At 66.7% G+C, this 22253-nt stretch carries 23 protein-coding genes; 7 read left to right on the forward strand and 16 right to left on the reverse strand.

The window, feature by feature from the left end; all coding sequences use genetic code 11:
* Positions 1-24 precede the first annotated feature (24 nt).
* The 4 genes from A7U43_RS12025 (at position 25) to A7U43_RS12040 (ending at position 4651) form a co-directional block, all read left to right on the forward strand.
* On the forward strand, positions 25-969 hold the full coding sequence (locus A7U43_RS12025; RefSeq protein WP_067995189.1) for a LysR family transcriptional regulator: 945 nt from the start codon (positions 25-27) through the stop codon (positions 967-969).
* Positions 970-1312: 343 nt separating this feature from the next.
* On the forward strand, positions 1313-3487 hold the full coding sequence (locus A7U43_RS12030; protein WP_067995192.1) for a glutamine synthetase III family protein: 2175 nt from the start codon (positions 1313-1315) through the stop codon (positions 3485-3487).
* A gap of 163 nt (positions 3488-3650) precedes the next feature.
* Positions 3651-4019, forward strand: coding sequence for a carboxymuconolactone decarboxylase family protein (locus A7U43_RS12035; protein WP_067995195.1), 369 nt, complete (start codon positions 3651-3653; stop codon positions 4017-4019).
* Positions 4016-4651 (forward strand): DsbA family oxidoreductase, encoded by a 636-nt coding sequence (locus A7U43_RS12040; protein ID WP_231963570.1) that lies wholly within the window; start codon positions 4016-4018, stop codon positions 4649-4651. The genes A7U43_RS12035 and A7U43_RS12040 overlap by 4 nt, the downstream gene beginning before the upstream one ends.
* A gap of 59 nt (positions 4652-4710) precedes the next feature.
* Here A7U43_RS12040 and A7U43_RS12045 read toward each other — a convergent pair whose 3' ends face one another.
* From A7U43_RS12045 to A7U43_RS12070, 6 genes are read right to left on the reverse strand one after another with little or no spacing between them, the layout of a single operon-like run.
* Complete coding sequence (locus A7U43_RS12045; RefSeq protein WP_067995197.1) at positions 4711-5043, reverse strand: rhodanese-like domain-containing protein; 333 nt, start codon at positions 5041-5043, stop codon at positions 4711-4713.
* On the reverse strand, positions 5043-5786 hold the full coding sequence (locus tag A7U43_RS12050; protein ID WP_231963572.1) for a peroxiredoxin: 744 nt from the start codon (positions 5784-5786) through the stop codon (positions 5043-5045). Before A7U43_RS12050 ends, A7U43_RS12045 begins: the two co-directional genes overlap by 1 nt.
* Before the next feature lie 6 nt (positions 5787-5792).
* Positions 5793-6440 (reverse strand): class I SAM-dependent methyltransferase, encoded by a 648-nt coding sequence (locus A7U43_RS12055; protein ID WP_082902109.1) that lies wholly within the window; start codon positions 6438-6440, stop codon positions 5793-5795.
* 42 nt (positions 6441-6482) lie between these two features.
* Positions 6483-6755 (reverse strand): metal-sensitive transcriptional regulator, encoded by a 273-nt coding sequence (locus A7U43_RS12060; RefSeq protein ID WP_067995200.1) that lies wholly within the window; start codon positions 6753-6755, stop codon positions 6483-6485.
* 31 nt (positions 6756-6786) lie between these two features.
* The gene (locus A7U43_RS12065) at positions 6787-7686 is read right to left on the reverse strand and encodes a sulfite exporter TauE/SafE family protein (RefSeq protein ID WP_067995203.1); all 900 of its coding nucleotides are present in this window, start codon (positions 7684-7686) and stop codon (positions 6787-6789) included.
* A 6-nt stretch (positions 7687-7692) separates the two neighbouring features.
* Entirely contained in the window at positions 7693-8283 is a 591-nt protein-coding gene (locus A7U43_RS12070) for a rhodanese-like domain-containing protein (protein WP_067995206.1), read from the reverse strand.
* Between the two features lie 210 nt (positions 8284-8493).
* Here A7U43_RS12070 and A7U43_RS12075 point away from each other — a divergent pair, with 210 nt between their 5' ends.
* Both A7U43_RS12075 and trxA read left to right on the forward strand, forming a co-directional pair.
* Positions 8494-9873 carry an MBL fold metallo-hydrolase gene (locus A7U43_RS12075; protein WP_067995209.1) on the forward strand — a complete coding sequence of 460 codons (1380 nt, stop codon included), beginning with the start codon at positions 8494-8496 and terminating at the stop codon, positions 9871-9873.
* A 38-nt stretch (positions 9874-9911) separates the two neighbouring features.
* Positions 9912-10274 (forward strand): thioredoxin, encoded by a 363-nt coding sequence (trxA, locus tag A7U43_RS12080; protein WP_067995212.1) that lies wholly within the window; start codon positions 9912-9914, stop codon positions 10272-10274.
* Positions 10275-10494: 220 nt separating this feature from the next.
* On the opposite strand, the gene A7U43_RS12085 is transcribed toward trxA, so the two are convergent.
* From A7U43_RS12085 to iolC, 8 genes are all read right to left on the reverse strand, one after another.
* Positions 10495-11985, reverse strand: coding sequence for a CoA-acylating methylmalonate-semialdehyde dehydrogenase (locus tag A7U43_RS12085; protein WP_067995214.1), 1491 nt, complete (start codon positions 11983-11985; stop codon positions 10495-10497).
* Positions 11986-11991: 6 nt separating this feature from the next.
* Positions 11992-12879, reverse strand: a complete 888-nt coding sequence (locus A7U43_RS12090; RefSeq protein ID WP_067995217.1) for a sugar phosphate isomerase/epimerase family protein — start codon at positions 12877-12879, stop codon at positions 11992-11994.
* A 1-nt stretch (position 12880) separates the two neighbouring features.
* Positions 12881-13861: a Gfo/Idh/MocA family protein gene (locus A7U43_RS12095; protein ID WP_068002531.1), complete on the reverse strand. Its 981-nt coding sequence runs from the start codon at positions 13859-13861 to the stop codon at positions 12881-12883.
* Between the two features lie 66 nt (positions 13862-13927).
* Complete coding sequence (locus A7U43_RS12100; RefSeq protein WP_067995219.1) at positions 13928-14848, reverse strand: sugar phosphate isomerase/epimerase family protein; 921 nt, start codon at positions 14846-14848, stop codon at positions 13928-13930.
* Positions 14849-14857: 9 nt separating this feature from the next.
* A complete protein-coding gene (gene iolD, locus A7U43_RS12105) occupies positions 14858-16813 on the reverse strand; it encodes a 3D-(3,5/4)-trihydroxycyclohexane-1,2-dione acylhydrolase (decyclizing) (protein ID WP_068002534.1) in 1956 nt (651 codons plus the stop codon).
* A 2-nt stretch (positions 16814-16815) separates the two neighbouring features.
* On the reverse strand, positions 16816-17685 hold the full coding sequence (gene iolB, locus A7U43_RS12110; RefSeq protein ID WP_067995222.1) for a 5-deoxy-glucuronate isomerase: 870 nt from the start codon (positions 17683-17685) through the stop codon (positions 16816-16818).
* Between the two features lies 1 nt (position 17686).
* Positions 17687-18568, reverse strand: a complete 882-nt coding sequence (locus A7U43_RS12115; RefSeq protein ID WP_067995225.1) for a Cgl0159 family (beta/alpha)8-fold protein — start codon at positions 18566-18568, stop codon at positions 17687-17689.
* Positions 18561-19547: a 5-dehydro-2-deoxygluconokinase gene (iolC, locus tag A7U43_RS12120; RefSeq protein ID WP_067995228.1), complete on the reverse strand. Its 987-nt coding sequence runs from the start codon at positions 19545-19547 to the stop codon at positions 18561-18563. The genes A7U43_RS12115 and iolC overlap by 8 nt, the downstream gene beginning before the upstream one ends.
* Positions 19548-19694: 147 nt before the next feature.
* Here iolC and A7U43_RS12125 point away from each other — a divergent pair, with 147 nt between their 5' ends.
* Complete coding sequence (locus A7U43_RS12125) at positions 19695-20432, forward strand: GntR family transcriptional regulator (protein WP_369323830.1); 738 nt, start codon at positions 19695-19697, stop codon at positions 20430-20432.
* A 4-nt stretch (positions 20433-20436) separates the two neighbouring features.
* On the opposite strand, the gene A7U43_RS12130 is transcribed toward A7U43_RS12125, so the two are convergent.
* Both A7U43_RS12130 and A7U43_RS12135 read right to left on the reverse strand, forming a co-directional pair.
* Complete coding sequence (locus tag A7U43_RS12130) at positions 20437-21201, reverse strand: TIM barrel protein (RefSeq protein ID WP_067995231.1); 765 nt, start codon at positions 21199-21201, stop codon at positions 20437-20439.
* Positions 21198-22169, reverse strand: a complete 972-nt coding sequence (locus tag A7U43_RS12135; RefSeq protein ID WP_067995234.1) for a Gfo/Idh/MocA family oxidoreductase — start codon at positions 22167-22169, stop codon at positions 21198-21200. Before A7U43_RS12135 ends, A7U43_RS12130 begins: the two co-directional genes overlap by 4 nt.
* Between the last annotated feature and the right edge of the window lie 84 nt (positions 22170-22253).

The raw sequence follows: 22253 nt of genomic DNA on the forward strand, positions 1-22253 counted from the left end.
TGCAGTGATAGACGGTGTCTATCGATGGCAAGTGACATGCTTCTGCAACACCTTGACTACCTCCTGGCGCTGGCCGCCGAACGGCATTTCGGGCGGGCCGCCGCGCGCTGCCATGTCAGCCAGCCGACACTGTCCGTCGCGATCCGGCGTCTGGAGAAGGATCTGGGCATCGTCATCGTGCAGCGCGGTCACCGCTTCGAGGGCTTCACCGAGGAGGGCCGGCGCGTCGTGACATGGGCCCAGCGGATCATTGCCGAACGCGACGACATGCTGGCCGACCTGGAACGCATGCGCGGCCGGTTGACCGTGACCGCCCGCCTGGGCGCCATTCCCACCGCGGTGCCCGCGAGCCCGTTCATCAGCGGCGAGTTCCTGCGCCGCAACCCCGCGGCATCGGTGCGCATCGAGGCCCTGTCGTCCCGCGAGATCGCGCGACAGCTGGCCGACTTCGAGATCGACGCCGGACTGACCTACCTCGACGACGAGGCCCCGCCCGGGACCAGGTCCGTGGTGCTGTACCGGGAGCAATACGTCCTGGTGGCTCCGGCGGCGAACCACTTGATGAACGCGCCCGAGGTCGCCTGGTCCGACGCGGCGGGCCTGGAGCTGTGCGTGCTGATGACCACGATGCGCAACCGGCGCATCCTGGACGCCAACATGGCCGCCGAAGGGGTGCAGTACCGACCTGTCGTGGAGGCGGCGTCGGTCGACGCGCTCTACGCCCATCTGTCGCACTCGGGGCGGGCGACGATCGCGTCCACGGCCTGGTTGCCGCAGCTCGGGGTGCCGGCGGGCTTCGCCGCACGACCGATGGTGCAGCACGGGCCGCGGCCGGTGATCGGACTCGTCGTGCCGGACCGGGCACCGGCCTCGATCGTCGCGGCCGCCCTCGCCGAGGTGGCCGACGACGTGGACCTCGAAGCGCATATCGCGGCCGCCTGGGATGCCGCAGGCGACCGGCGCGGGTAGCTCGGAGCTCCCGCGCGACTGCAACTGCGTCGGCATTCGCTGCGGTACGGGCGAAACTCGCGTACCGGTTGCTTCAAGGCTGCTTAGAGCGACCGGTACGCGAGTTTCGCCACGAAAATGGGGCGCAAACGAGGACGGCTAGCCTGCCGGTCCCCAGTCAGTGACTCGAAGTCGCAGGCCGAGGGGGCCCACCGCCGCCACGACGCGCACACGTTGTCGAGCACCGATGTGCACCGCATTCCGGTGTTGACGCCGGCGTAACAAGTTCGGCATCCGGTGTTCCTATCGTTGGCCGGTCAACGTCCGTCGAGTAGCTGGCGGACCGCAGTGCAAAGGAATTCCATTGAGCGCAAATGCTGTCCGCCTGCAGGCGATCACCAATGTCGAAGGCTACGTGCCGCCGGCCTTCAGCTTCGACCCCACCGAGGCGCCCGGCGAGATCTTCGGGTCGAACGTGTTCACCAAAGCCGAGATGCAGCTGCGGTTGCCGAAGTCGGTGTACAAGTCCGTGGTCGCGACCATCGAGAAGGGCGCCGCGCTCGACCCGGCCGTCGCGGATTCGGTGGCCTCGGTCATGAAGGACTGGGCGCTGTCCAAGGGTGCCACCCACTACGCGCACGTCTTCTACCCGATGACCGGGCTGACCGCCGAGAAGCACGACAGCTTCCTGGAACCGGTCTCCGACGGCCAGACGCTGGCCGAGTTCGCCGGCAAGACCCTCATCCAGGGTGAGCCCGACGCGTCCAGTTTCCCGTCGGGCGGGCTGCGCAGCACCTTCGAGGCGCGCGGATACACCGGCTGGGATGTCACCAGCCCGGCCTACATCCTGGAGAACCCGAACGGCAACACGCTGTGTATCCCCACCGTCTTCGTGTCGATGACCGGTGAGGCGCTGGACTACAAGACGCCGTTGCTGCGCAGCCAGCAGGCCATGGGCGCTCAGGCTGAGCGCATCCTGAAATTGTTCGGGCACAAGGATTTCGACAACATCGTCTCGTTCTGCGGGCCGGAGCAGGAGTACTTCCTGGTCGACCGGCACTTCTTCCTGTCGCGGCCGGACCTCATCAACGCGGGCCGCACGCTGTTCGGTGCGAAGCCGCCCAAGGGCCAGGAGTTCGACGACCATTACTTCGGCGCCATTCCCGACCGGGTGCTGGGCTTCATGATGGATACCGAGCGGGAGCTGTTCAAGCTGGGCATCCCGGCCAAGACGCGGCACAACGAGGTCGCACCCGGGCAGTTCGAGATCGCGCCGATGTTCGAGCGGGCGAATATCGCCGCCGACCATCAGCAGCTGCTGATGACCACGTTCAAGACGATCGCCAAGAAGCACGGCATGGAGTGCCTGTTCCACGAGAAGCCGTTCGCCGGCGTCAACGGCTCCGGCAAGCACGTCAACTTCTCGCTGGGCAACTCGCAGTTCGGCAGCTTGCTGGTGCCCGGTGACACCCCGCACGAGAATGCACAGTTCCTGGTCTTCTGCGCCGCCGTGATCCGTGCGGTGCACAAGTTCGCCGGCCTGCTGCGGGTCTCGGTGGCATCGGCGACCAACGATCACCGCCTCGGCGCCAATGAGGCGCCGCCGGCCATCATCTCGATCTTCCTCGGCGATCAGCTTGCCGACGTGTTCGAGCAGATCGCCAAGGGCGCGGCGACATCGTCGAAGGGCAAGGGCACCATGATGATCGGTGTCGACACACTGCCGCATCTGCCCACCGACCCGGGTGACCGCAACCGCACCAGCCCGTTCGCGTTCACCGGTAACCGATTCGAGTTCCGGGCGCCGGGTTCGGGCCAGACCATCAACGTTCCGATGATCATCCTCAACACGATCATGGCCGACTCGCTGGACTACATGGCCACCGTGCTGGAGAAGGCCGTCGCCGATGGCACGGAGTTCGACGCCGCGGTGCAGACGCTGCTGACCGACATCATCACCGAACACGGTGCGGTGGTGTTCAACGGCGACGGCTACTCGGAGAACTGGCAGATCGAAGCCGCCGAGCGTGGGCTGCCGAACCTCAAGACCACCCTGGACGCCATCCCGGAGCTGATCAAGCCCGAGGCCATCGAGGTGTTCGAGAAGTACGGTGTGTTCAGCGAGCGGGAGCTGGAGAGCCGTGTCGAGGTCCGCTACGAGATGTACGCACTGACCGTCGCGGTCGAGGCCAAGCTGGCACTGGAGATCGGGTCCACGGTGATCCTGCCCGCCGCGGTCCGGTATCAGACCGAACTGGCGCAGAATGTCGCCTCGCTCAAGGCAGCCGGAGTGGAACCGGATCTCACACTGCTGCAGACGGTTTCCGAACCCATCGGTGCCCTCACCGCCGCCTTGGCCACCCTCAAGGAGGGGCTGTCGCACCACGCTGACAGTGCCGCCGAGGAGGCCAAGCACGCCCAGTCGGTGCTGCTGCCCGCGATGGATGCCGTGCGCGCTGCGGCGGACACGCTGGAGAGCCTTGTGGCAGACGATCTCTGGCCGCTGCCCACCTATCAGGAGATGCTCTACATCCTGTAGGCGGATATCAGACATCGCCGGGTGCGGGGGTCAGGCCCGTCCGGGGCCTCTGGTGACCTCAGCCCCCGCTCCCGGCGATCAATCTCGGCGACGCCGAGACCGCCGCCATATCAGGGACTTAAGGCACTGCCGCCGTGTGCCCCGTGCGGCCTACGTTGGGCGCATGGGAGATCACGATCATCACACCGCTGTACTCGCCGAACTGAAGCCGCAGCATCGTGCGTTGCGTCAGATGATTCCCGAGGTTTACGACGGGTTCGGGGCGCTGAGTCGGGCGGCACTGGGCACCGGAGCGGTCGATGCCAAGTTCAAGGAACTGATCGCGATGGTCATCGGAGTCGTGCAGGGCTGCGACGGGTGCATTGCCTCGCACGCCCATGGAGCAGCCCGAGCGGGTGCCACCAAACAGGAGGCGGCCGAGGTCATCGGCGTCGGCATCATGATGCATGGCGGGCCGGCCACCATCTATGGTGCGCGCGCCTACGCCGCCTTCTGCGAGTTCGCCGATGCGGGCACCGGACAGCCGGCGTGACGGTGAGCGACCTGCGCACCATCGAGGTGTTCGCCGACGTCCTGTGTCCGTTCACCCACGTCGGGCTGCGCACACTGGTCGATCGCCGCGGCCGGTACGGCCTGACCGAACCGCGACTGCGAATCCGGGCCTGGCCGCTGGAGCTGATCAACGACGGGCCGCTCGACCCGCACCACATCGCCGCGGAGATCGCCGCGCTGCGCGGGTCTGTGCGCCCCGACCTGTTCGCGGGCTTTTCGGTCGATGCCTTCCCCGGCACGTCGATGGCCGCGTTCGCACTGACGGCCGCGGCGGACCGCACCGGCGATCCCGCGCTGGTCGAGGATGTCGGGATGGCACTGCGTAACGCGGTGTTCGAGGAGGGGCTCGATATCGGGCGACCCGAGATCGTCGAGCCGATCGCCGTCCGCTTCGGTCTCGAACCCCTCGACGTCGAGGCCACGTCCGCCGCGGTCCGCGCCGATTGGGAGGAGGGCCGCACCCGCGGGGTGATCGGATCGCCGCATTTCTTCGCCGAGGACGGCAGCGGCTGGTTCTGCCCCAGCCTGGCGATCAGCCGCGATGACGTCGGCAACTTCGTCGTCGCCTGGAAGCACGGCACCGAGGCGTTCATCGACCGCGTCTTCGGCTGAGAGCCAACGGCTCACGACGTGGCGATCCGATCGGCTCGAGCAGACCCGATCGCTCGTGATCAGAGAACAGTGCCGGGGGTACCGTCGTCCCGAATCACCGGCCGACCGGCCTCCCGCCACGCCTTCATGCCGCCGACCAGGTTGTAGACGGTGACCCCTGCGGCCGCGAGTTTTCTCGCCGCGGAACCGGATCTGTTGCCCGACCTGCATACCGCGACAACCGGCGCACTCGCACCGAACGTGCGTGGATCGAGTCGACCAAGTCGCAGATGGACTGCGCCGGGGGCATGGCCTGCTGCCCACTCGTCGTCTTCGCGGACGTCGAGCAGGATGGCGCCGGACTCGTCGACGAGCCGCATCGCTGCGATCGGATCGACCTCTGGTACGTCCATCACGCCGTGCCTTTCGCCCGAATGGCGGCCTCGACTGCGTCGGCCGGGATCTCTTTGGTGCAGAAGAACCAGTCCGCGCACGTGACGCCGTCGTCGTGGCCGTCCATGCGTTCCTTGGCGGTGCCGCAGGAGCCGGCGGGCGGAACGATGACGGGCTCGCCTGGGCGCCAGTCGGCGGGTGTGGCCACCGAGAAGTGGTCGGCGGTCTGCAGGGCCTTGATGACGCGGAGCAATTCGTCGAAGTTGCGGCCCAGGCTCAGCGGGTAGTAGATGACGGTGCGAATTCTGCCCTCGGGGTCGATGACGAAGACGGCCCGTACCGCCTTGGTCGAGTCCTCGCCGGGCATGATCATTCCGTACATTTCGGCGATCCTCATCGATACGTCTTCGATGAGCGGGAACGTGACTTCGACGTCCTTCATGCCGCGAAAGGCGATCTTCTCCTTGATCGTTCGCAGCCAGGCGATGTGGCTGTACAGCCCGTCCACCGACAGCCCGACCAGCTCGGTGTTGTAGGCGGCGAACTCCTGCTGCATCGATGCGAACGTCATGAACTCGCTGGTGCAGACCGGGGTGAAGTCGGCGGGGTGGGAGAAGAAGATCACCCATTTGCCCGCGTAGTCGGCGGGGAAGGTGATGTCACCCTGGGTCGTCACGGCGGTGAAGGCCGGCGCCGGGTCGCCGATGCGCGGCATGCCCGTCACGGCCGGTGTGGTGGGAGAGGGAATCTCGGTGTTTGTCATGGCAATTCACTCCGTCTTCTGTTGATGGTTCTCGTCGGGCATCGCTGCCGGGGGCGCCGGTGCAGACTCGGCTGGCCGGTCCCACGGTTGGGTGTGCAGGAGGATGTCGATCGCCTGGTCATCCCCGTGCGGTCTGCTGAGGTGGGCGAGTTCGACAACCTGCATGCCCTGGCTTGCCCGCGCAAGATCCGCGACACCGGGCAGAATGGCGGGATCGGGAGGCCCGCCGACCCCGTGGACGAAGTTCTCCAGCGCGTGGCCGAGATAGAGCAGATGACCGCCGGGGCGCAGCCAGGTCCCTGCAACGGTGATGACCTGGACCAGCTCGTCGATCGGTAGGTGCAGGAAGCTGATCACCACCAGATCTGCGGACCCGGCGGGCTGCCACGTCCTGACATCGTCGACCACATAGGAGATGTGCTGGTTGTCGTGGGCTGCGGTCGCCACTTCGATCGCCACCGGCGAGAAGTCCACAGCCTCGACGTCCCAACCCGACTCCGCCAGGTGCCGGGCGTTGCGACCGTCTCCGCAGGCGAGATCGATGGCCCGCCCCGGGCGCAGCGTCGCGTAGCGGGCTATGAGCGCACCCGGAGGCGCTGAGCCCCACGGGTGTTCGGCGCCGGCGTAGCGCTCATCCCAGGCGGTGGAGTCCATCGCGCATACCCTTTCGTCGGCGGGTCGAAGGTGTCGGTGTGTCTACGACAGTGTGAGGAAGAGCTTTTCGAGCTCGGCCTCGGTCAGCGGGGGATGGTCGCCGTTGGCGGCGGCGCCGGTGGCGCATGCCCGCATTCCGGTGGCGACAATCTTGAATCCGGCGCGGTCCAACGCCTTCGACACCGCGGCGAGCTGTGTGACCACGTCCTTGCAGTCGCGGCCCTGTTCGATCATCGCGATCACTCCGGTGAGTTGCCCTTGGGCGCGTCGTAGGCGGTTCAGCACCTCGTTTTCGGTGTTCTGGTCAGCGGCCATGTCGGTTCCTCCGTTTCTCCGCATCGAATTGTCATGAGCTGGTCTGTGGGGCGGGTTGACCAATGGCCACGGGCTCCCGCCGGCCGGGAATGAGCATGCGCAGTGGACAGAGATCTTTCCTGGTGCACGCGAGGTACAGCCCGCCCGCGATGATGGTCAGCGCTGCCGCGGCCAAGCCCACGGCCAGGTGGATTTCCTGGGCCAAAATGACCGAGGACATCGCGAGTACGAACCAGCCGAAGGTTTTGCGGAGGGCGTCGGGGTTGATGATGGCGGTGAGTCGGGCGCCGATGAGCGCACCCACGACGGCCGCGGCGGTCACCCCCAGTGCCACCGTCCAGTTGATCTGGACGCTGGACAGGTACCCGGCTAAGCCGGCGAACGACTTCATGGCGATCACGACCAGTGAGGTGCCGACGGCGATGGGCATGGGGAGTCCGCCGAGCAGGGCGAGGGCGGGCACGACGAGGAATCCGCCGCCGGCGCCGACGAGGCCGGTGACCAGGCCGACGACCAGGCCTTCGGCGAGGATTTTGGGTACCGGGAGCCGGTGGTTGCTGTCGGTGGCCTCGACGGTTTTGCGGCCGCGCAGCATGGCGATGGCGGTGGCGATCATCATGATGGCGAATCCGATGAGCAGGACCGTGCCGGGGATGAATTGGGCCAGCAGGCCCCCGGCGTAGGCGCCGGCCATGCCGGCGGCGCCGAAGATCAGGCCGGTGCGCCACTGGACCCGGCCGGCGCGGGCGTGGGAGATCGCGCCGATGGCGCTGGTGACGCCGACCACGAGAAGTGAGGTGGCGATGGCTTGTTTGGCGTCCATGCCGGCCACGTAGGCCAGCAGCGGGACGGTGAGGATGGACCCGCCGCCGCCCAGTAGCCCCAATGCGATACCGACGAACACGGCCAGGCCGATGGTGAGGGCAATCATGATCGGCTACTTCGCTTTCTGGTCTGTGGGGCCGGGGCCGACGAGCTGGGAGACGATGGTCTGGGCGTCGCAGCTGGCGCCGCGGTTGTAGGGCAGCTTGGACAGCGCCATGCCCATTGCGCAGGTGTTGGAGACCGCGGCGAAGGTGAGTCCGCCGCCGATGCCGGCGGCCAGCCATTTGAGTTTGGGGGCGGCGATGCTGCCCAGGACGGCGGTGAGCACGAGGGAGCCGGCGACGAGACGGACTTGGCGTTCGAGGTCCCAGCGGGTGGCGCCGCGGTTGACGGCGAAGCCGTTGGTTTCCCAGGCGTTGATGCCGCCGTCGAGGATGTGCACGTTGGTCAGTCCGGCGGTGCGCAGGGTTTCTTCAGCCTGGGCGGCGCGTTGGCCGGAGCGGCAGACCAGGACGACGTCCTCGTCGAGATGCTTGATGATCTCGTCGCGATGCTCTTGGAGCAGGTCCAGCGGGACGTTGTAGGCGCCGGCGATGTGGGCGGTCTCGAACTCGCCGGGGGTTCGGACGTCGAGCACCCGTGGCGGGGTGGCCGAATCCAGCATCTGGTGCAGGTCGTGGGAATCGATGGTGGGTGCGGTCATGGCGGGGGTCCTTTCGGTGGTGTGGTGACGAAAGCCCCTACAGGGGCTGATACCTCGGGGGGTATCGTTACACCCATGATAGACATACCCCAGGGGGTAAATGCAAGAGGGAATTTATATACCCCCTAGGGTACTTGACATACCCGTAGGGGTATAGGCAGAGTGGTCGTCAGACAACCCCGTCACCGACAATTTGAGAGGACTCTGGTCATGAAGTTCATCCAGTACTACCTGGATTGCCTGTCGCATGCGTCGTATCTGATCGCTGATGAGTCGACCGGGCGTGCGGTGGTGGTCGATCCGCAGCGTGATGTCGCCGAGTATCTGGCCGATGCCAAGGAGCTCGGGGTGAGCATCGAGTTGGTGATCGAGACGCACTTTCACGCCGATTTCCTGTCCGGGCATCTGGAGCTAGCCAAGGCCACCGGCGCGAAGATCGTGTATTCCTCGGTCGCGCAGACCGAGTTCGAGTCGATGGGGGTGGACGACGGGCAGCGCTACTCGCTGGGCGAGGTGATGTTGGAGTTCCGCCACACCCCGGGACACACCCCGGAGTCGTTGTCGGTCGTGGTCTATGAGCATGCCGGCGATGAGGTGCCCTACGGGGTGCTGACCGGGGACGCGTTGTTCATCGGTGATGTGGGCCGCCCGGATCTGCTGGCCTCGATCGGGTTCACCCGCGAGGAGTTGGCCGACAAGCTCTATGACTCGTTGCACACCCAGTTGATGACGCTGCCCGATGCCACCCGGGTCTATCCCGCCCATGGTGCGGGGTCGGCGTGCGGGAAGAACCTGTCCACGGAGTTGTGGTCGACGATGGGGGAGCAGAAGGCCACCAACTATGCGTTGCGGGCCCCGGACAAGGAAACGTTCATGGCGTTGGTCACCGAAGGCCAGCCCCCGGCGCCGAGCTATTTCGTCTACGACGCGATCCTCAACCGCAAGGACCGTGAGTTGTTGGACGAGACGAAGATGCCGACCGCGATGAGCTATGCGCAGGTGCGCGACGCCATGAGCAAGGGCGCGGTGCTCGTCGACGGGCGTGGGCCTGAGGAGTTCGCGTTGGGGCACCTGCGGGGTGCGGTCAATATCGGGTTGGAGGGCCGCTACGCCGAGTTCGCCGGGTCGGTCGTCGCCACCGATGCCGATATCGTGTTGTTCACCGAACCCGGCCAGGAACTGGAAGCCAAGACACGGTTGGCGCGGATCGGGTTTGACCGGGTGATCGGGTATCTGGCGCGGCCGTTCGAGGTGATGTTCGACCATCAGGACCAGGTGCAGGTGGCGTCGCGGTTGACCGCCAAGGCCTTCGATGAGCGGGCCGCCCAGATCGCCGATCTGCAGGTCGTGGATGTGCGCAATCCCGGTGAGGTCGCCGCCGGGATGATCCCGGGCGCGGTCTCCATCCCGGTCGGTCAGCTACCCGCCCGACTCGCCGAGCTGGACCCCGCGCGCCCCACCGTCGTGTACTGCGCCGGCGGCTACCGATCCTCAGTCGCGGCCAGCCTGCTGCGGGCCCACGGCTTCACCGACGTCAGCGACATCCTGGGCGGCTACGGCGCCTGGGACGAAACACACCAAAACGCCTGAGCAGAACTACCCACACCTATCGAGAAAGGAACACAGCAATGTCCACCAAAACCATGACCGCCGCCGATTTCGAGAGCACGATTGCCGACAATCCCATTGTGCTGGTCGACTTCTGGGCCTCGTGGTGCGGTCCGTGCCGCGCCTTCGCCCCAGTCTTCGAGCGCTCGTCGCAGGCACACCCCGACGTGGTGCATGCCAAGGTCGACACCGAGGCGCAGCAGCAGCTCGCCGCGGCGTTGGAAATCCAGGCAATCCCCACCATCATGGCTTTTCGTGACGGCGTACTCGTCTACCGCCAGCCTGGCGCCATGCCCGCCGCGGCCCTGGAGGATCTCATCACCAGGGTCCAGGCGCTCGACATGGATGACGTCCGCGCCAAGATCGCGGCCTCGACACCCTGACCGAATCTCGTATCACCCCAGGAGAACCCATGTGTTACCCAGAGAAATGTCCCAAGTGCGGCAAGACAGGATGGGCCGGTTGCGGCCAGCACGTCGATGACGTGATGCGGTCGGTGCCGGCAGCGCAACAGTGCACGTGCGGGCGGGACACCACACCGCAACCCCGCACCCGCGGCGCGACATCCTGGTGGCGCCGTTGACCGTCGTCGCGAGCCCGCGGTCAGGCGTTCCCGGGGAAGCCGAGGTCGATGCCGCCGTGGGAGGGGTCCAGCCAGCGGCTGGTGATGGCTTTTTGGCGGGTGTAGAAGTTGACGCCGTCGGTGCCGTGGGCGTGGCTGTCGCCGAACAGTGAGGCTTTCCAGCCGCCGAAGCTGTAGTAGGCCATGGGGACCGGGATGGGGACGTTGATGCCGACCATGCCGACTTCGACTTCGTTTTGGAAGCGTCGGGCGGCGCCGCCGTCGTTGGTGAAGATGGCGGTGCCGTTGCCGTAGGGGTTGGTGTTGATCAGTTCCAGGGCTTGGTCGTAGGTGTCCACGCGTAGCACCGAGAGGACGGGGCCGAAGATCTCGTCGGTGTAGACGCTCATGGTGGGGGTGACGTTGTCGAGCAGGGTGGGGCCGAGCCAGAAGCCCTCTTCGGCGCCGTCGGGGGTGACGGTGCGGCCGTCGACGACGACCTTGGCGCCGTCGGCTTCGCCGGCGTCGATGTAGGAGGCGACCTTGTCGCGGTGGGCCTTGGTGACCAGGGGTCCCATATCGGCGTCGCGGGTGCCGTCGCCGGTTGTGAGGCCGACGGTGCGTTCGGTGATCTTGGCGATCAGGTCGTCGGCGATGGGGCCGACGGCGACGGCGGCGCTGATGGCCATGCAGCGTTCCCCGGCGGAGCCGAATCCGGCGTTGACCATGGCGTCGGCGGCCAGGTCCAGGTCGGCGTCGGGGAGGATGACGGCGTGGTTTTTGGCGCCGCCGAGGGCTTGGACGCGTTTGCCGGTGGCGGTGGCGGTGGCGTAGACGTATTGGGCGATCGGGGTGGATCCGACGAAGGACACGGCCTTGATGGTGGGGTTGGTGAGCAGTTCGTCGACGACGGTCTTGTCGCCTTGGAGCACGTTGAACACGCCGTCGGGTAGGCCGGCTTCTTTCCACAGGGCGGCCAGCCACAGGGAGGCGGAGGGGTCTTTTTCCGAGGGTTTGAGGACCACGGTGTTGCCGGCGGCGATGGCGACGGGGAAGAACCACATGGGGACCATGGCGGGGAAGTTGAATGGGGAGATGATTGCGACGGGGCCCAGGGGTTGGCGGATGGAGTAGACGTCGACCTTGGTGGAGGCGTTTTCGGTGTAGCCGCCCTTGAGCAGGTGGGGGATGCCGCAGGCGAATTCGACGACTTCCTGGCCGCGGCTGACTTCGCCGAGGGCGTCGGAGACGACTTTGCCGTGTTCGCTGGTGATGATTTCGGCGAGTTCGCCTTTGCGTTCGTTGAGCAGTTCGCGGAACCGGAAGAGGACCTGGGTGCGTTTGGCCAGGCTGGCGTCGCGCCAGGCCGGGAACGCGGCGGCGGCGGCGGCGATGACGGCCTGGGCGTCGGCGGTGCTGCCCAGGGCGACCTGTCCGGTCACCTGGCCGGTCGCCGGATTCGTCACCGGCGCCGTGATATTCGAGGAACCGGCGAAAGCGCCGTTGTTCACCCAGTGGGAGATGGTGCGCATGTGGTTCTACCTTCCGTACTTCGCGACGTAGTCGGTCATGGTCTTGAGCTGGTAGCGGGACACCTCGTGGGCGGTCTCGTCCTCGGCGAACACCGAGGAGACCATCACGGTGTCCTCGCGGTCGTAGAAGCCGAGCGCGGCCAAGCCGCCGAAGAATTCGTCCCAATCGATGTCGCCGTCCCCGATCTTGAGGTGCTGATGCACCCGTACCGGATTGCCCGGCGGGTTGGTGATGTAGCGCAGGCCGTGGCTGCGATGGTGATCCATGGTGTCGGCCACGTGCACCAGGCGCAGCAGGTCGGCGGCGGCGCGCATGATCTCGGTCATGTTCGAGCCCATCGTGCCCCCCATGTGAAACGTGTGGCAGGCCACGTACACCATGCCGATATTCGGCGAGTTGACTCCGCGGATGATGCGCACCGCTTCCAGGCCGTCCTCCACGAAATCGTCTGGGTGCGGGTCGATCCGGACGTCGATCCCCTCACGCTCGATGATCGGCAGCAGCTCTTCCATGGACCGGAAGAACGCCCGCTCGGATTCCTCGGCCTTCTCCGGCCGGCCCGAGAACTCGGTGTTGATCACGCTGACCCCGAGGTCGACGGTGATCTGTATGACCCGCTTCCAGTTACGCACGGCCGCCTCCCGGGCATCGGGATCGGGACTGGCCCAGCGCAGCACCGGCAGCACCGAGGCAATCCCGACACCCGCGTCGGCGCAGGCCTTACCGAACCTGGCCACCAGCGCGTCGTCGGCGCGCGGGTGGTTGAAGAAGGGGATGAAGTCCCGGTGCGGGGTCAGCTGCAGGTGCTCGTACCCCAACTCGGCCACCACATTAGGGAGGTCGAGCAGATCATGGTCGTGGTGAAACGGGGTGGGATCAAGCGCGATCTTCACCTCACGCCCCCGGGATGGAGGCGCGGTCGACCATCGTCACCTCGACCGGCAGGCCGGAGTTGAGCGATTCCACACCGGCCGCACAGACCGCGGCGGCGGCATAACCATCCCACGCGCTCGGGCCGTCGACATTGCCGCCACTGTGCACGGCGTCCACCCAGCGCTGAAATTCGGTGTCATAGGCCTGCCCGAACCGCTCACGGAAACCCGGGGTGATCCGTCCGCCGCGGATCCCGCCGCTGTGCGAGCGGATCAGTCCGACGTCCAAACCGATCATGGCGCTGCCCTTTTCGGCCACCACCTCGGTGCGCACCTCGTAGGCGACACCGGTCGTGACGAACAGTTCGACATCGACGTGCCGACCCGACGCCGTACGCAGGATGGCGATCTGCGGATCGGCCAGGCCCTCCGGCGCAGCGGGATTGGCCGACGGCGCGATGATCTGGATCGAGGTGACCTCCTCGTCGAACAGGAACCGCGTGACATCGACCTCGTGCACCAACGAGTCGCGCACCACCATGGCGCTGTCGAAGGACGGCGGCACGGCCGGGTTTCGATGTACGCAGTGCAGGACCAGCGCGCGGCCCAGGTCACCGGAGTCCAGGAGCGACTTCAGCTGGGCGTACTCGTGATCGAAGCGCCGCATGAACCCGACCTGGATGAGCCGCTTGCCCAGTTCGGCCTCGCGCTTGACGATCTCCAACGAGGTGGCGACATCGGTGGTCAGCGGCTTCTCGCACAGCACCGGCTTGCCGTGCTCAAGGCAGGCCAGCAACTGCTTCTCGTGGGTCGGGCCGGGAGTGGCCAGCACCACCGCGTCGACCTGCGGGTCGGCGATGGCGTCGAGCGGATCGGCGACGGCGCGGCATCCGTCGATGCCCGCGGCGATCTGCTCGGCCTTCTCGGTGATGAAGTCGTTCACGACGACAACCCGCGCTCCGGAGATCCGGCTGGTCAGGCGGGCGACATGGTCGGTGCCCATGATGCCGACGCCCAGGACGGCCACCCGAAGATCGTTCGCTGTTCTTGAATCAGACACTGCGTTCTCCTAGCTGAAACGAACGGACGGGATGCCACAGGAACCCAGGTAGGCACTCGTGCGCTTGGCGATGGGCAGGGGAGCGTCGACCTCGCAGGGGTACATGTCCTGCTCGACGATGGCGAACACGTCGATGCCGAGCTTCTCGATCTCGGCGAGCAGCGGCGGCATCTCCGGAATGCCGAGCGGCGGTTCGGTCATGGCACCGAGCTTGACGGCCTCACCGAACGGCAGATCCTCCGCCTCGACCTTGGCGCGCACCTCGGGGTCGACCTGTTTGAGGTGCAGGTAGCCGATGCGCTCGGGGGCCCGGCGGATGATGGCGATATTGTCGCCGCCGCAGTAAGAGATGTGCCCGGTGTCCAGACACAGGTTCACGAACTCGGCATCGGTGCCGTCGAGGAAGCGGTAGACGTTTTCCTCGGTGTCGACATGGCTGTCGGCATGCGGGTGGTACTGCGCACGGACGCCGTACTTCTCGAACATCGCCTTGCCCAGCTCATTCATCCCCTGGGTCTTGTGCCGCCACTGCTCGGGGGTGAGGTTGCGGTCCTCCAGGACTGCCCCGGTGGCGGGGTCGCGCCACATCTCGGGGATCACGACAACGTGCTTGCCGCCGGCAGCGGCCGTCAGCTTGGCGACGTCCTCGATCTGGGTCCATACCGAGTTCCAGGCATCGTCGCCGCGGGTCTGCGACTGGTGCAGGTGCTCGAACACGGTGCCGGCGGACAACTTCAGGTTGCGCTTGCCGAGTTCGTCGAGCAGCTGCTGCGGATCGGTCGGCAGATAGCCGTACGGGCCGAGTTCGATCCACTCGTAGCCCGATTCGGCGACCTCGTCGAGGAACCGGGTGTACGGGGTCTGCTGCGGATCGTCAGGGAACCAGACGCCCCAGGAGTCGGGGGCGGATCCGACGAGAATGGTGCTCATGGCGCTGTCCTAGTGGCGATCTGACGGGTTGACAAGGGGGCGTTGGACTTTCTTCCAGTCCGAATACCGTTGATAGGCCTCCTGTGTGGAGGCCAACGTCGATTCCTGGCTGACGGGCACATCCCACCAGGAGTGGCTGTCCGGTGCATAGATCCGGGGATCGGTCTCCACATGGATCACCGTGATGTGACCGGCGGCCTTGGCGACCTTGACTGCATCGGCGAACTCGGCCGCGGTGGCGACCTTGATGACATCGGCGCCCAGGCTTGCGGCGTTCGCGGCGAGGTCAACCGGCAGCTTGTCACCGTCGAGGCGGCCGTCGACGCTACGGTACCGGTACTCGGTGCCGAAGCGTTGAGATCCCAATGACTCGGAAAGCCCACCGATGGAGGCAAATCCGTGGTTCTGCACGAGGACCGGGATGATCTTGACGCCCTCCTGCACGGCCGTGGCAATCTCGGTGGCCATCATCAGGTAGGAGCCGTCACCGACCATGACGAAGACGTCCCGGTCCGGTGCAGCCATCCGGACGCCGATACCACCGGCGATCTCATAGCCCATGCAGGAGAACCCGTACTCGACGTGGTAGCCCTTGCGATCCCGGGTGCGCCACAGCTTGTGCAGGTCCCCGGGCATCGAGCCGGCCGCGCACACCACTACGTCACGGGGATCGGACAGCGTGTTGACCAGACCGATGACCTGGTTCTGATTCAACCCCGACCCGTCATCCGAGGTGGCGTACACCGAAGTGACGGTGTCCTCCCACTCGGCCGCGAGTTCGGTGACCCGGGTGCGGTATTCGTCGCTGGCGGTGTAACCGTCCAGCGCGGGGGACAGGGCCTGCAAAGCCTCGCGGGCATCGGCGACCACACTGATGCCACCCTGCTTGACCGAGTCCAGAGACGCCACGTTGATGTTCACGAACCGCACGTCCGGATTGTTGAACGCGGTGCGCGAGGCCGAGGTGAAATCGCTGTAGCGAGTACCGATCCCGATGATCACATCGGCCTCCGCGGCCAGCGCGTTGGCCGCGGTGGTGCCGGTGGATCCGATGGCGCCGACGCTCTGCGGGTGGTCGTGGTTCAGCGAACCCTTGCCGGCCTGGCTCTCGGCGACCGGGATCCCGGTCGCCGACGCCAGCGTGGCGAGCGCTTCTTCGGCGAACGCATAGTGCACTCCGCCACCGGCCACGATCAGCGGCTTGCCTGCCGAGGCGATGACCTCGGCGGCGCGGGCGATCACCGAACGTTCGGGCAGCGGACGGGCGATATGCCAGGTGCGTTCGGCGAACAACGATTCCGGCCAGTCATGCGCTTCGGCCTGGACGTCCTGCGGGATGGACACCGTGGCCGCTCCCGTCTCGACCGGATCGGTGAGCACGCGCATGGCACCCAACAGGGCCGCGGGCAGCTGCTCGGGCCGCCACACCCGGTCGAAGTAGCGCGACAACGGCTTGAACGCGTCGTTCACCGTGACATCACCGGAGGACGGCAGCTCGAGTTCCTGCAGCACCGGAGAGCTGACGCGGGTGGCAAAGGTGTCAGCCGGGAGCAGCAGCACGGGGAGCCGGTTGATGGTTGCCAGCGCCGCGCCGGTGAGCATATTGGTGGAGCCGGGACCGACGCTGGCGGTGACGGCCCAGGCCTGCAGCCGGTCCCGCTGCCGGGCGTAGGCGACCGCACTGTGCACCATGGCCTGCTCGTTGCGTCCCAGCACGTACCTCAGGCCGGGTTCGCGGCCGGCCTGCCGCGATTCGATCTCGTCCTGCAGCAGCGCCTGGCCCAGCCCGGCCACGTTGCCGTGGCCGAAGATGCCGAAGCAGCCGGCGAAGAACCTGGTGCGTTCCCCATCGTGTTCGACGTACTGGTTGGCGAGGAACCGAATGGTCGCCTGAGCGACGGTGAGACGCACGGATGGCTCGGTGTCGACGTGCTTCTCGCCTCCCTTCGGAGCGGTGGAAACCATGGTCACTCTCCTTGGGTCTTGCGCATCGGCAGGCGCGGGTCGATTTCCTGGTGTTCCCAGCTGCCGCGCAGCCAGGTGTGGTCGGGGTTGTCGCAGATCAGCCAGGCGCGATCGGGTCCCGATCCGGCCATCACGTTGAGGTAGTACATGTGGTGGCCGGGGGCCGCGATGGACGGGCCGTGGTAGCCGTGCGGCACCAGCACGACGTCCCCGGAGCGGACCTCCTCGAGCACCTCGATCGGACGTTCGGGCGTGCCGAACACCCGGTGGTAGCCGAAACCTTTTGTCCCGGATGGGCTGTCGTCGATCTCGAAGTAGTAGATCTCTTCCAGCTGGGTTTCGAACTCGGTGTTCTCGTCATGCTTGTGGGACGGGTAGCTCGACCAGTTGCCGCCGGGAGTGATGACCTCGCAGGCGATCAGCGAGTCGGCCTCGAACGTGGTCGCCGTGCCGAAGTTGTGCACCTGCCTGCTGCAGTTGCCGGCCCCGCGCAACTCGACGGGCACGTCGGCGGCGGCGACCCGCCGGTTGGGGAAGCTCCGGCCGGCCCGGGCACCGCAGATGGCGATGCGACCGTGCCCGGACAGCGTGTAGGTCTGGTTGATGCCGAGGTAGACCATGTCGGCCGGACCGTCGAAAACCGAGGCCCGCGTCGACAGTTCGAAGGTCTCGTCACCGGCTGCGACGGATCCGCCGCCGGACAGCGGCAGGATCATCACCTCCTCGTCACCGGTACTGCGGGTCACCGATCCGTCGATGCCGAGATCGAGGACGTGCAAGCTGGACTCGGCCCAACCGGCCGACTGCGGGGTGACATCGACGATGTAGGGCGCGTCCGCGGACCGGGCCGGGATGTAGAACTCGCTGTTCATCTCAGCGCACCAGCTTCACCGCGGTCGACACGGCGCCGGCGACGTCGTCGTCGGGCGGGTAGAGCAGAGTGCGCCCGACGATCAGGCCCTTCACCGCGGGCAGCGCCAGTGCCTTCTCCCAGCTGGCGAACGCCGCATCGGGATCGGTCGGGTCGCCGCCGAGGAGCAGCGTCGGCATGGTCGTGGACTCCATGACGCGGTCCATCTCGGGTACCACCGGCAGCTTCATCCACGTGTAGGCCGAGGTGGACCCGAGGCCCTGACTGATGTGCACGGACTTGACGACGGCGTCGGGGGAGAGGTCGTTGCGGACCTTGCCGTTCACCCGCGACGACATGAACGGCTCCAGCATGGCGATCAGACCGTGGGCGGCCAGTTCATCGACGGCCTGTGCGCAGGCCGCCATGGTGGCCACGGTGCCCGCGTCGTCGAGGTCGATGCGGCACAGCATCTTTCCGCCATTCATGTTGGCCGCAGCGGTCGAGGCTGCGGTGGCGCCGGTCATCCGGTCATCCAACTCGAACGAGGACCCGGCGAGCCCGCCGCGGTTGAACGAGGAGAACACCACCTTGTCCTCGAGTGCGCCCAGCAGGACGAGATCGTCGAGGATATCGGCGGTGGCGAGCACGCCGTCCACACCCGGATCGGCGAGGGCGGCACGCAGCCGGTCCAGCAGCTCGATCCGGCTGTTCATGGCGGTCGGCCGGTCACCGACCGCCAGCGCACCACGAGCAGGGTGGTCGGCGGCGACGATCATCAAGCGGCCGTCCCCGCGCACCGTCGGTCGCGCGGCCCGGGCCTGCCAGGCCTGTGCGACCGCGGTGGGGTTGGCGGTCCGGATCGCTGTCACATCGGCATACGTCCGCACTGGTGGCTCAGACATTGACGGCCTCCACCGCGGGCTGTTCGGCGAGATCGGCGACCTCGGCTGCGGTCGGCATGGCGGTCGAGCATTCGAGACGGGAGGCGACGATGGCGCCGGCGGCATTGGCGTAGCGCAGTGTCTTCTCCAGTGGCCAGCCTCGAAGTAGTCCATGGATGAGGCTGCCGCCGAAGGCGTCTCCGGCGCCCAGCCCGTTGACGACATCCACCTCGTTGGGTGCAACGGTCACCGAGCTGCGCTTGGACTTGCCGAGCACCCCGCGCGGTCCCTGCTTGACGACGGCCAGTTCGACACCGAGGTCGAGCAGGGCGTCGGCCGCCTTGTGCGGGCTGGTCTCGCCGACGGCGATCTCGCATTCCTCGCGGTTACCGACAGCGACCGTGACGTGGCGTAGCGCGCGCTGGACCTGTTCGGAGGCGGCGGCTGGGGAGTCCCAGAACATCGGGCGGTAGTCGAGATCCAGGACCGTCAGAGGCTTGCGTGCGCGCGCCTCCCACGCGGCGAAATGCGCGCTGCGGCTGGGCTCTTCGGACAGGCCGGTCACCGTGGACCAGAACAGGCGGGCATCGCACACGGCGTCGGTGTCGATCTCGTCGGCGGTGATCTGCAGATCGGGAGCCGAGGGCTTGCGGTAGAAGTACAGCGGAAAGTCATCCGGCGGGAAGATCTCACAGAAGGTGACCGGGGTGGGGTACTCGGAATGGGTGTGGACGTACCGGCTGTCGACTCCCAACCGGGTGAGCTCGTTACGTACGAATCGCCCGAACGGGTCGTCGCCGGTCCCGGAGATCAACGCGGTCCGGTTACCGAGCCGGGCGGCCGCGACGGCGACATTGGCGGCGCTGCCGCCGAGGAACTTGCCGAACGACTCGACGTCTTCGAGTCCGACGCCGGTCTGCAGGGGATAGACGTCCACGCCGCTGCGCCCGATGGCGATCACGTCGAACGGTTCCGCGCTGGAGGGTCTTTCAGTAGACACTTCTGCTCCCGAAGATGGTGGGCGGGCTCTTCTGCTAAGACTGTGCCTCGCGTCACTCGCTCATGTCAATAGTTTGTCCTGACATTCGAACTTTCGATCATGGTGCTATGGTTGGCTAATCTTTCTGATCAATGGCCCGAGATCGGAGTGGACGTGCCGTTAGCTGTCGAGCTGGACAGGTCCAGCCCTGTTCCCCTCTACTATCAACTCGCCCAGGCGATCGAAGCCTCGATCCGCAACGGCGATCTCGCCCCCGGCGACCGGTTCGAGAACGAACTCGCACTGGCGAGCCGGCTGGCCTTGTCGCGGCCGACCACCAGGCGGGCGATCCAGGAACTCGTCGACAAGGGTCTGCTGGTGCGCAAGCGCGGCGTCGGCACCCAGGTGGTGCAGAATCCCGTGCACCGCAGGGTGGAGCTCACCAGCCTGTTCGACGATCTCGCGAAGTCCGGCCAGGATCCGACAACGCAGCTGCTCCAATACCACTCCGGTATCGCCGACGAGGAGATCGCCGCCGAGCTCAATCTGGGCAAGGATCATGAGATCGTCACCATTCAGAGACTGCGTTGCGCCAATGGGGAGCCGCTCGCGGTGATGACGAATCATCTGCCCATCGAGATCGCGCCAGATGCCGAGGAGCTCGAGGCCAGCGGTCTCTACCAGGCACTGCGCGGGCGCGGTGTGCACATCCGACTGGCCCGGCAACGCATCGGAGCCAAGCCGGCCAATCGCAACGAGGCGCGGCTTCTCCATGAGAAGGCCGGCGCGCCGCTGCTCACCATGAGCCGCACGGCGTTCGACGACTCCGGCCGCGCGGTCGAGTTCGGTAGTCACTGCTACCGCGCTTCGCGGTACTACTTCGAGACCACGCTCGTCGACCGCTAGCGTCTCAGGAGAAGGCCACGCGGAACGCTTCGAGTGCTGCGACGCTGTCACCGGCCGCGTACGCCTCCATGCAGACAGTGCCGTCATAGCCGCTATCGCGCAGTGCCTGTGCGACAGCGGGGTAATGGATCTCGCCGGTGCCTGGCTCGCAACGTCCCGGGACGTCGGCGACCTGGATCTCGCCGATCGCGTCACCGCAGCGGCGCACGAGTTCGACGAGATTGCCCTCGCCGATCTGGGCGTGGTACAGGTCGAGCATCATCTTGACGTTCGGGTGCCCGACGCCCTCGACGAGGGCAAGAGTGTCCTTGGCGCGGGCCAGCGGCACACCCGGATGGTCGACGATGGTGTTGAGGTTCTCGACGCAGAACGTGACGCCGGCCGCCGCGCCGAGGTCGCCGATGCGTTCCAGGGTGCGCAGCGCGCTCGCCCACATCTGGCCGGTGGCGCGTTGCCGCGGCCGGGCGGCCCGACCGTCGACGAGCTCGGCGGTGTGCAGGTTGAGCCGCGCAACCCCCAGCGTCTCAGCGGCTTTGATGCTGAGCGCGGCGGTACGCACCACGTCATCGGCGCTGTCCGGATCGACGAGGTCGCCGTGCAGATAACCGGTCATCGAGGAGAATCGGGCACCGGTGGCGGCCAGTGCATCGAGGTCCTTGTCGTGCCAGCTCCAGATCTCCACATCGAAGCCGAGCCCGTCGATCCGGCGCACCCGGTCGAGCAGGGGCAGATCGGTGAATACCATCTCCGCGCACACCGCGAGCCTCATGCCCGCACCCCGCTCAGCACCACCGGCGCCTTTGTCTCGATGGATTCGCGGGCCGCCAACGCTATTTCGAGTGCGACGCGGGCGTCGGCCCCCGTCACGGACGGTTCCGAGCCGGCCAGCACGCTGTCGGCGAAATGGGCGAACTGCGCGGTATAGGCATCGGCGAACAACTCGGTGTTGATCCGGCCCGCGTGCTCGGGGGCCAGTCCGGCCTGAAGTACCCCGCCGGAGCCGAATACCTCGCCGCGGATGTCGTACCCGTACACGGCCTGGAAGCTGGCTTCCGCGATCGCGAAGGCGCCGTTGTCGAACCGGATCTGCACGACGGAGGTGTCCAGGAAGCCCCGGTCGGCGAACTCGGGATGGACCAGCGCATCGGCCTGCGCGTAGACCTCGGTGACCCGCGCGCCGGGGTTGAGCCAGCACAGCGTGTCAAAATCGTGGATGAGCGTCTCGTTGAAGATCGTCCACGGCTTGACACGGGCGGCGACCTCGGCGGAGATGCCGGGATCGCGGGTCAGGGAACGCAACAGCTGCGGGGTGCCGATGTCGCCGGCATCCACACGGGCCCGCATGGCGGCGAAATCGGCGGCGAAGCGCCGGTTGAAACCGACCTGCAGCGCCACACCGGCGGCGTGTGCCGCGGTGATGGCTCGGTCGGCATCCTCCAGCGTCAGCGCCATCGGTTTCTCGCAGAACACGTGCTTGCCCGCGTGGGCCGCCGCGACCACCAGATCGGTGTGGCTGGCGGCGGGGGAGCAGATGGCCACGGCCTGCACCTCGGGGTCCGCGATGAGTTCCAAGGGGTCCCGGTAGCCGCGTGCGCCGGGGAACCTCTCTGCCGCGCCGGGTACCGGGTCGGCGACGGCAGCGAGCCGGGTGTTGGGCAGGCGCGTGGCAAGGGTTTCGGCATGAAAGCTGCCGATCCAGCCGGCGCCGATGAGGCCGAAGGACAACGGGGAGGACATGGCAGACTCCGATCGACTAGAACGTTCTAGGGACGGTAGGCGGCCCGGGCGTGTTTCGTCAACAATTTTTCTAGAAGGTTCTAG

This window comes from Mycobacterium adipatum, assembly GCF_001644575.1.
Classification (GTDB): domain Bacteria; phylum Actinomycetota; class Actinomycetes; order Mycobacteriales; family Mycobacteriaceae; genus Mycobacterium; species Mycobacterium adipatum.

Coding starts and splice junctions, on each gene's coding strand:
- A7U43_RS12025 (WP_067995189.1), top strand. CDS start 25: ATGGCAAGTGACATGCTTCTGCAACACCTTGACTACCTCCTGGCGCTG.
- A7U43_RS12115 (WP_067995225.1), bottom strand. CDS start 18,568: ATGTCTGAGCCACCAGTGCGGACGTATGCCGATGTGACAGCGATCCGG.
- iolD (WP_068002534.1), bottom strand. CDS start 16,813: ATGGTTTCCACCGCTCCGAAGGGAGGCGAGAAGCACGTCGACACCGAG.
- A7U43_RS12085 (WP_067995214.1), bottom strand. CDS start 11,985: ATGCGCACCATCTCCCACTGGGTGAACAACGGCGCTTTCGCCGGTTCC.
- A7U43_RS12100 (WP_067995219.1), bottom strand. CDS start 14,848: ATGAGCACCATTCTCGTCGGATCCGCCCCCGACTCCTGGGGCGTCTGG.
- A7U43_RS12055 (WP_082902109.1), bottom strand. CDS start 6,440: ATGGACTCCACCGCCTGGGATGAGCGCTACGCCGGCGCCGAACACCCG.
- iolB (WP_067995222.1), bottom strand. CDS start 17,685: ATGAACAGCGAGTTCTACATCCCGGCCCGGTCCGCGGACGCGCCCTAC.
- A7U43_RS12130 (WP_067995231.1), bottom strand. CDS start 21,201: ATGAGGCTCGCGGTGTGCGCGGAGATGGTATTCACCGATCTGCCCCTG.
- A7U43_RS12035 (WP_067995195.1), top strand. CDS start 3,651: ATGGGAGATCACGATCATCACACCGCTGTACTCGCCGAACTGAAGCCG.
- A7U43_RS12060 (WP_067995200.1), bottom strand. CDS start 6,755: ATGGCCGCTGACCAGAACACCGAAAACGAGGTGCTGAACCGCCTACGA.
- A7U43_RS12095 (WP_068002531.1), bottom strand. CDS start 13,861: ATGGGCACCGACCATGTCGCCCGCCTGACCAGCCGGATCTCCGGAGCG.
- A7U43_RS12135 (WP_067995234.1), bottom strand. CDS start 22,169: ATGTCCTCCCCGTTGTCCTTCGGCCTCATCGGCGCCGGCTGGATCGGC.
- A7U43_RS12065 (WP_067995203.1), bottom strand. CDS start 7,686: ATGATTGCCCTCACCATCGGCCTGGCCGTGTTCGTCGGTATCGCATTG.
- A7U43_RS12075 (WP_067995209.1), top strand. CDS start 8,494: ATGAAGTTCATCCAGTACTACCTGGATTGCCTGTCGCATGCGTCGTAT.
- trxA (WP_067995212.1), top strand. CDS start 9,912: ATGTCCACCAAAACCATGACCGCCGCCGATTTCGAGAGCACGATTGCC.
- A7U43_RS12070 (WP_067995206.1), bottom strand. CDS start 8,283: ATGACCGCACCCACCATCGATTCCCACGACCTGCACCAGATGCTGGAT.
- A7U43_RS12050 (WP_231963572.1), bottom strand. CDS start 5,786: ATGACAAACACCGAGATTCCCTCTCCCACCACACCGGCCGTGACGGGC.
- A7U43_RS12045 (WP_067995197.1), bottom strand. CDS start 5,043: ATGGACGTACCAGAGGTCGATCCGATCGCAGCGATGCGGCTCGTCGAC.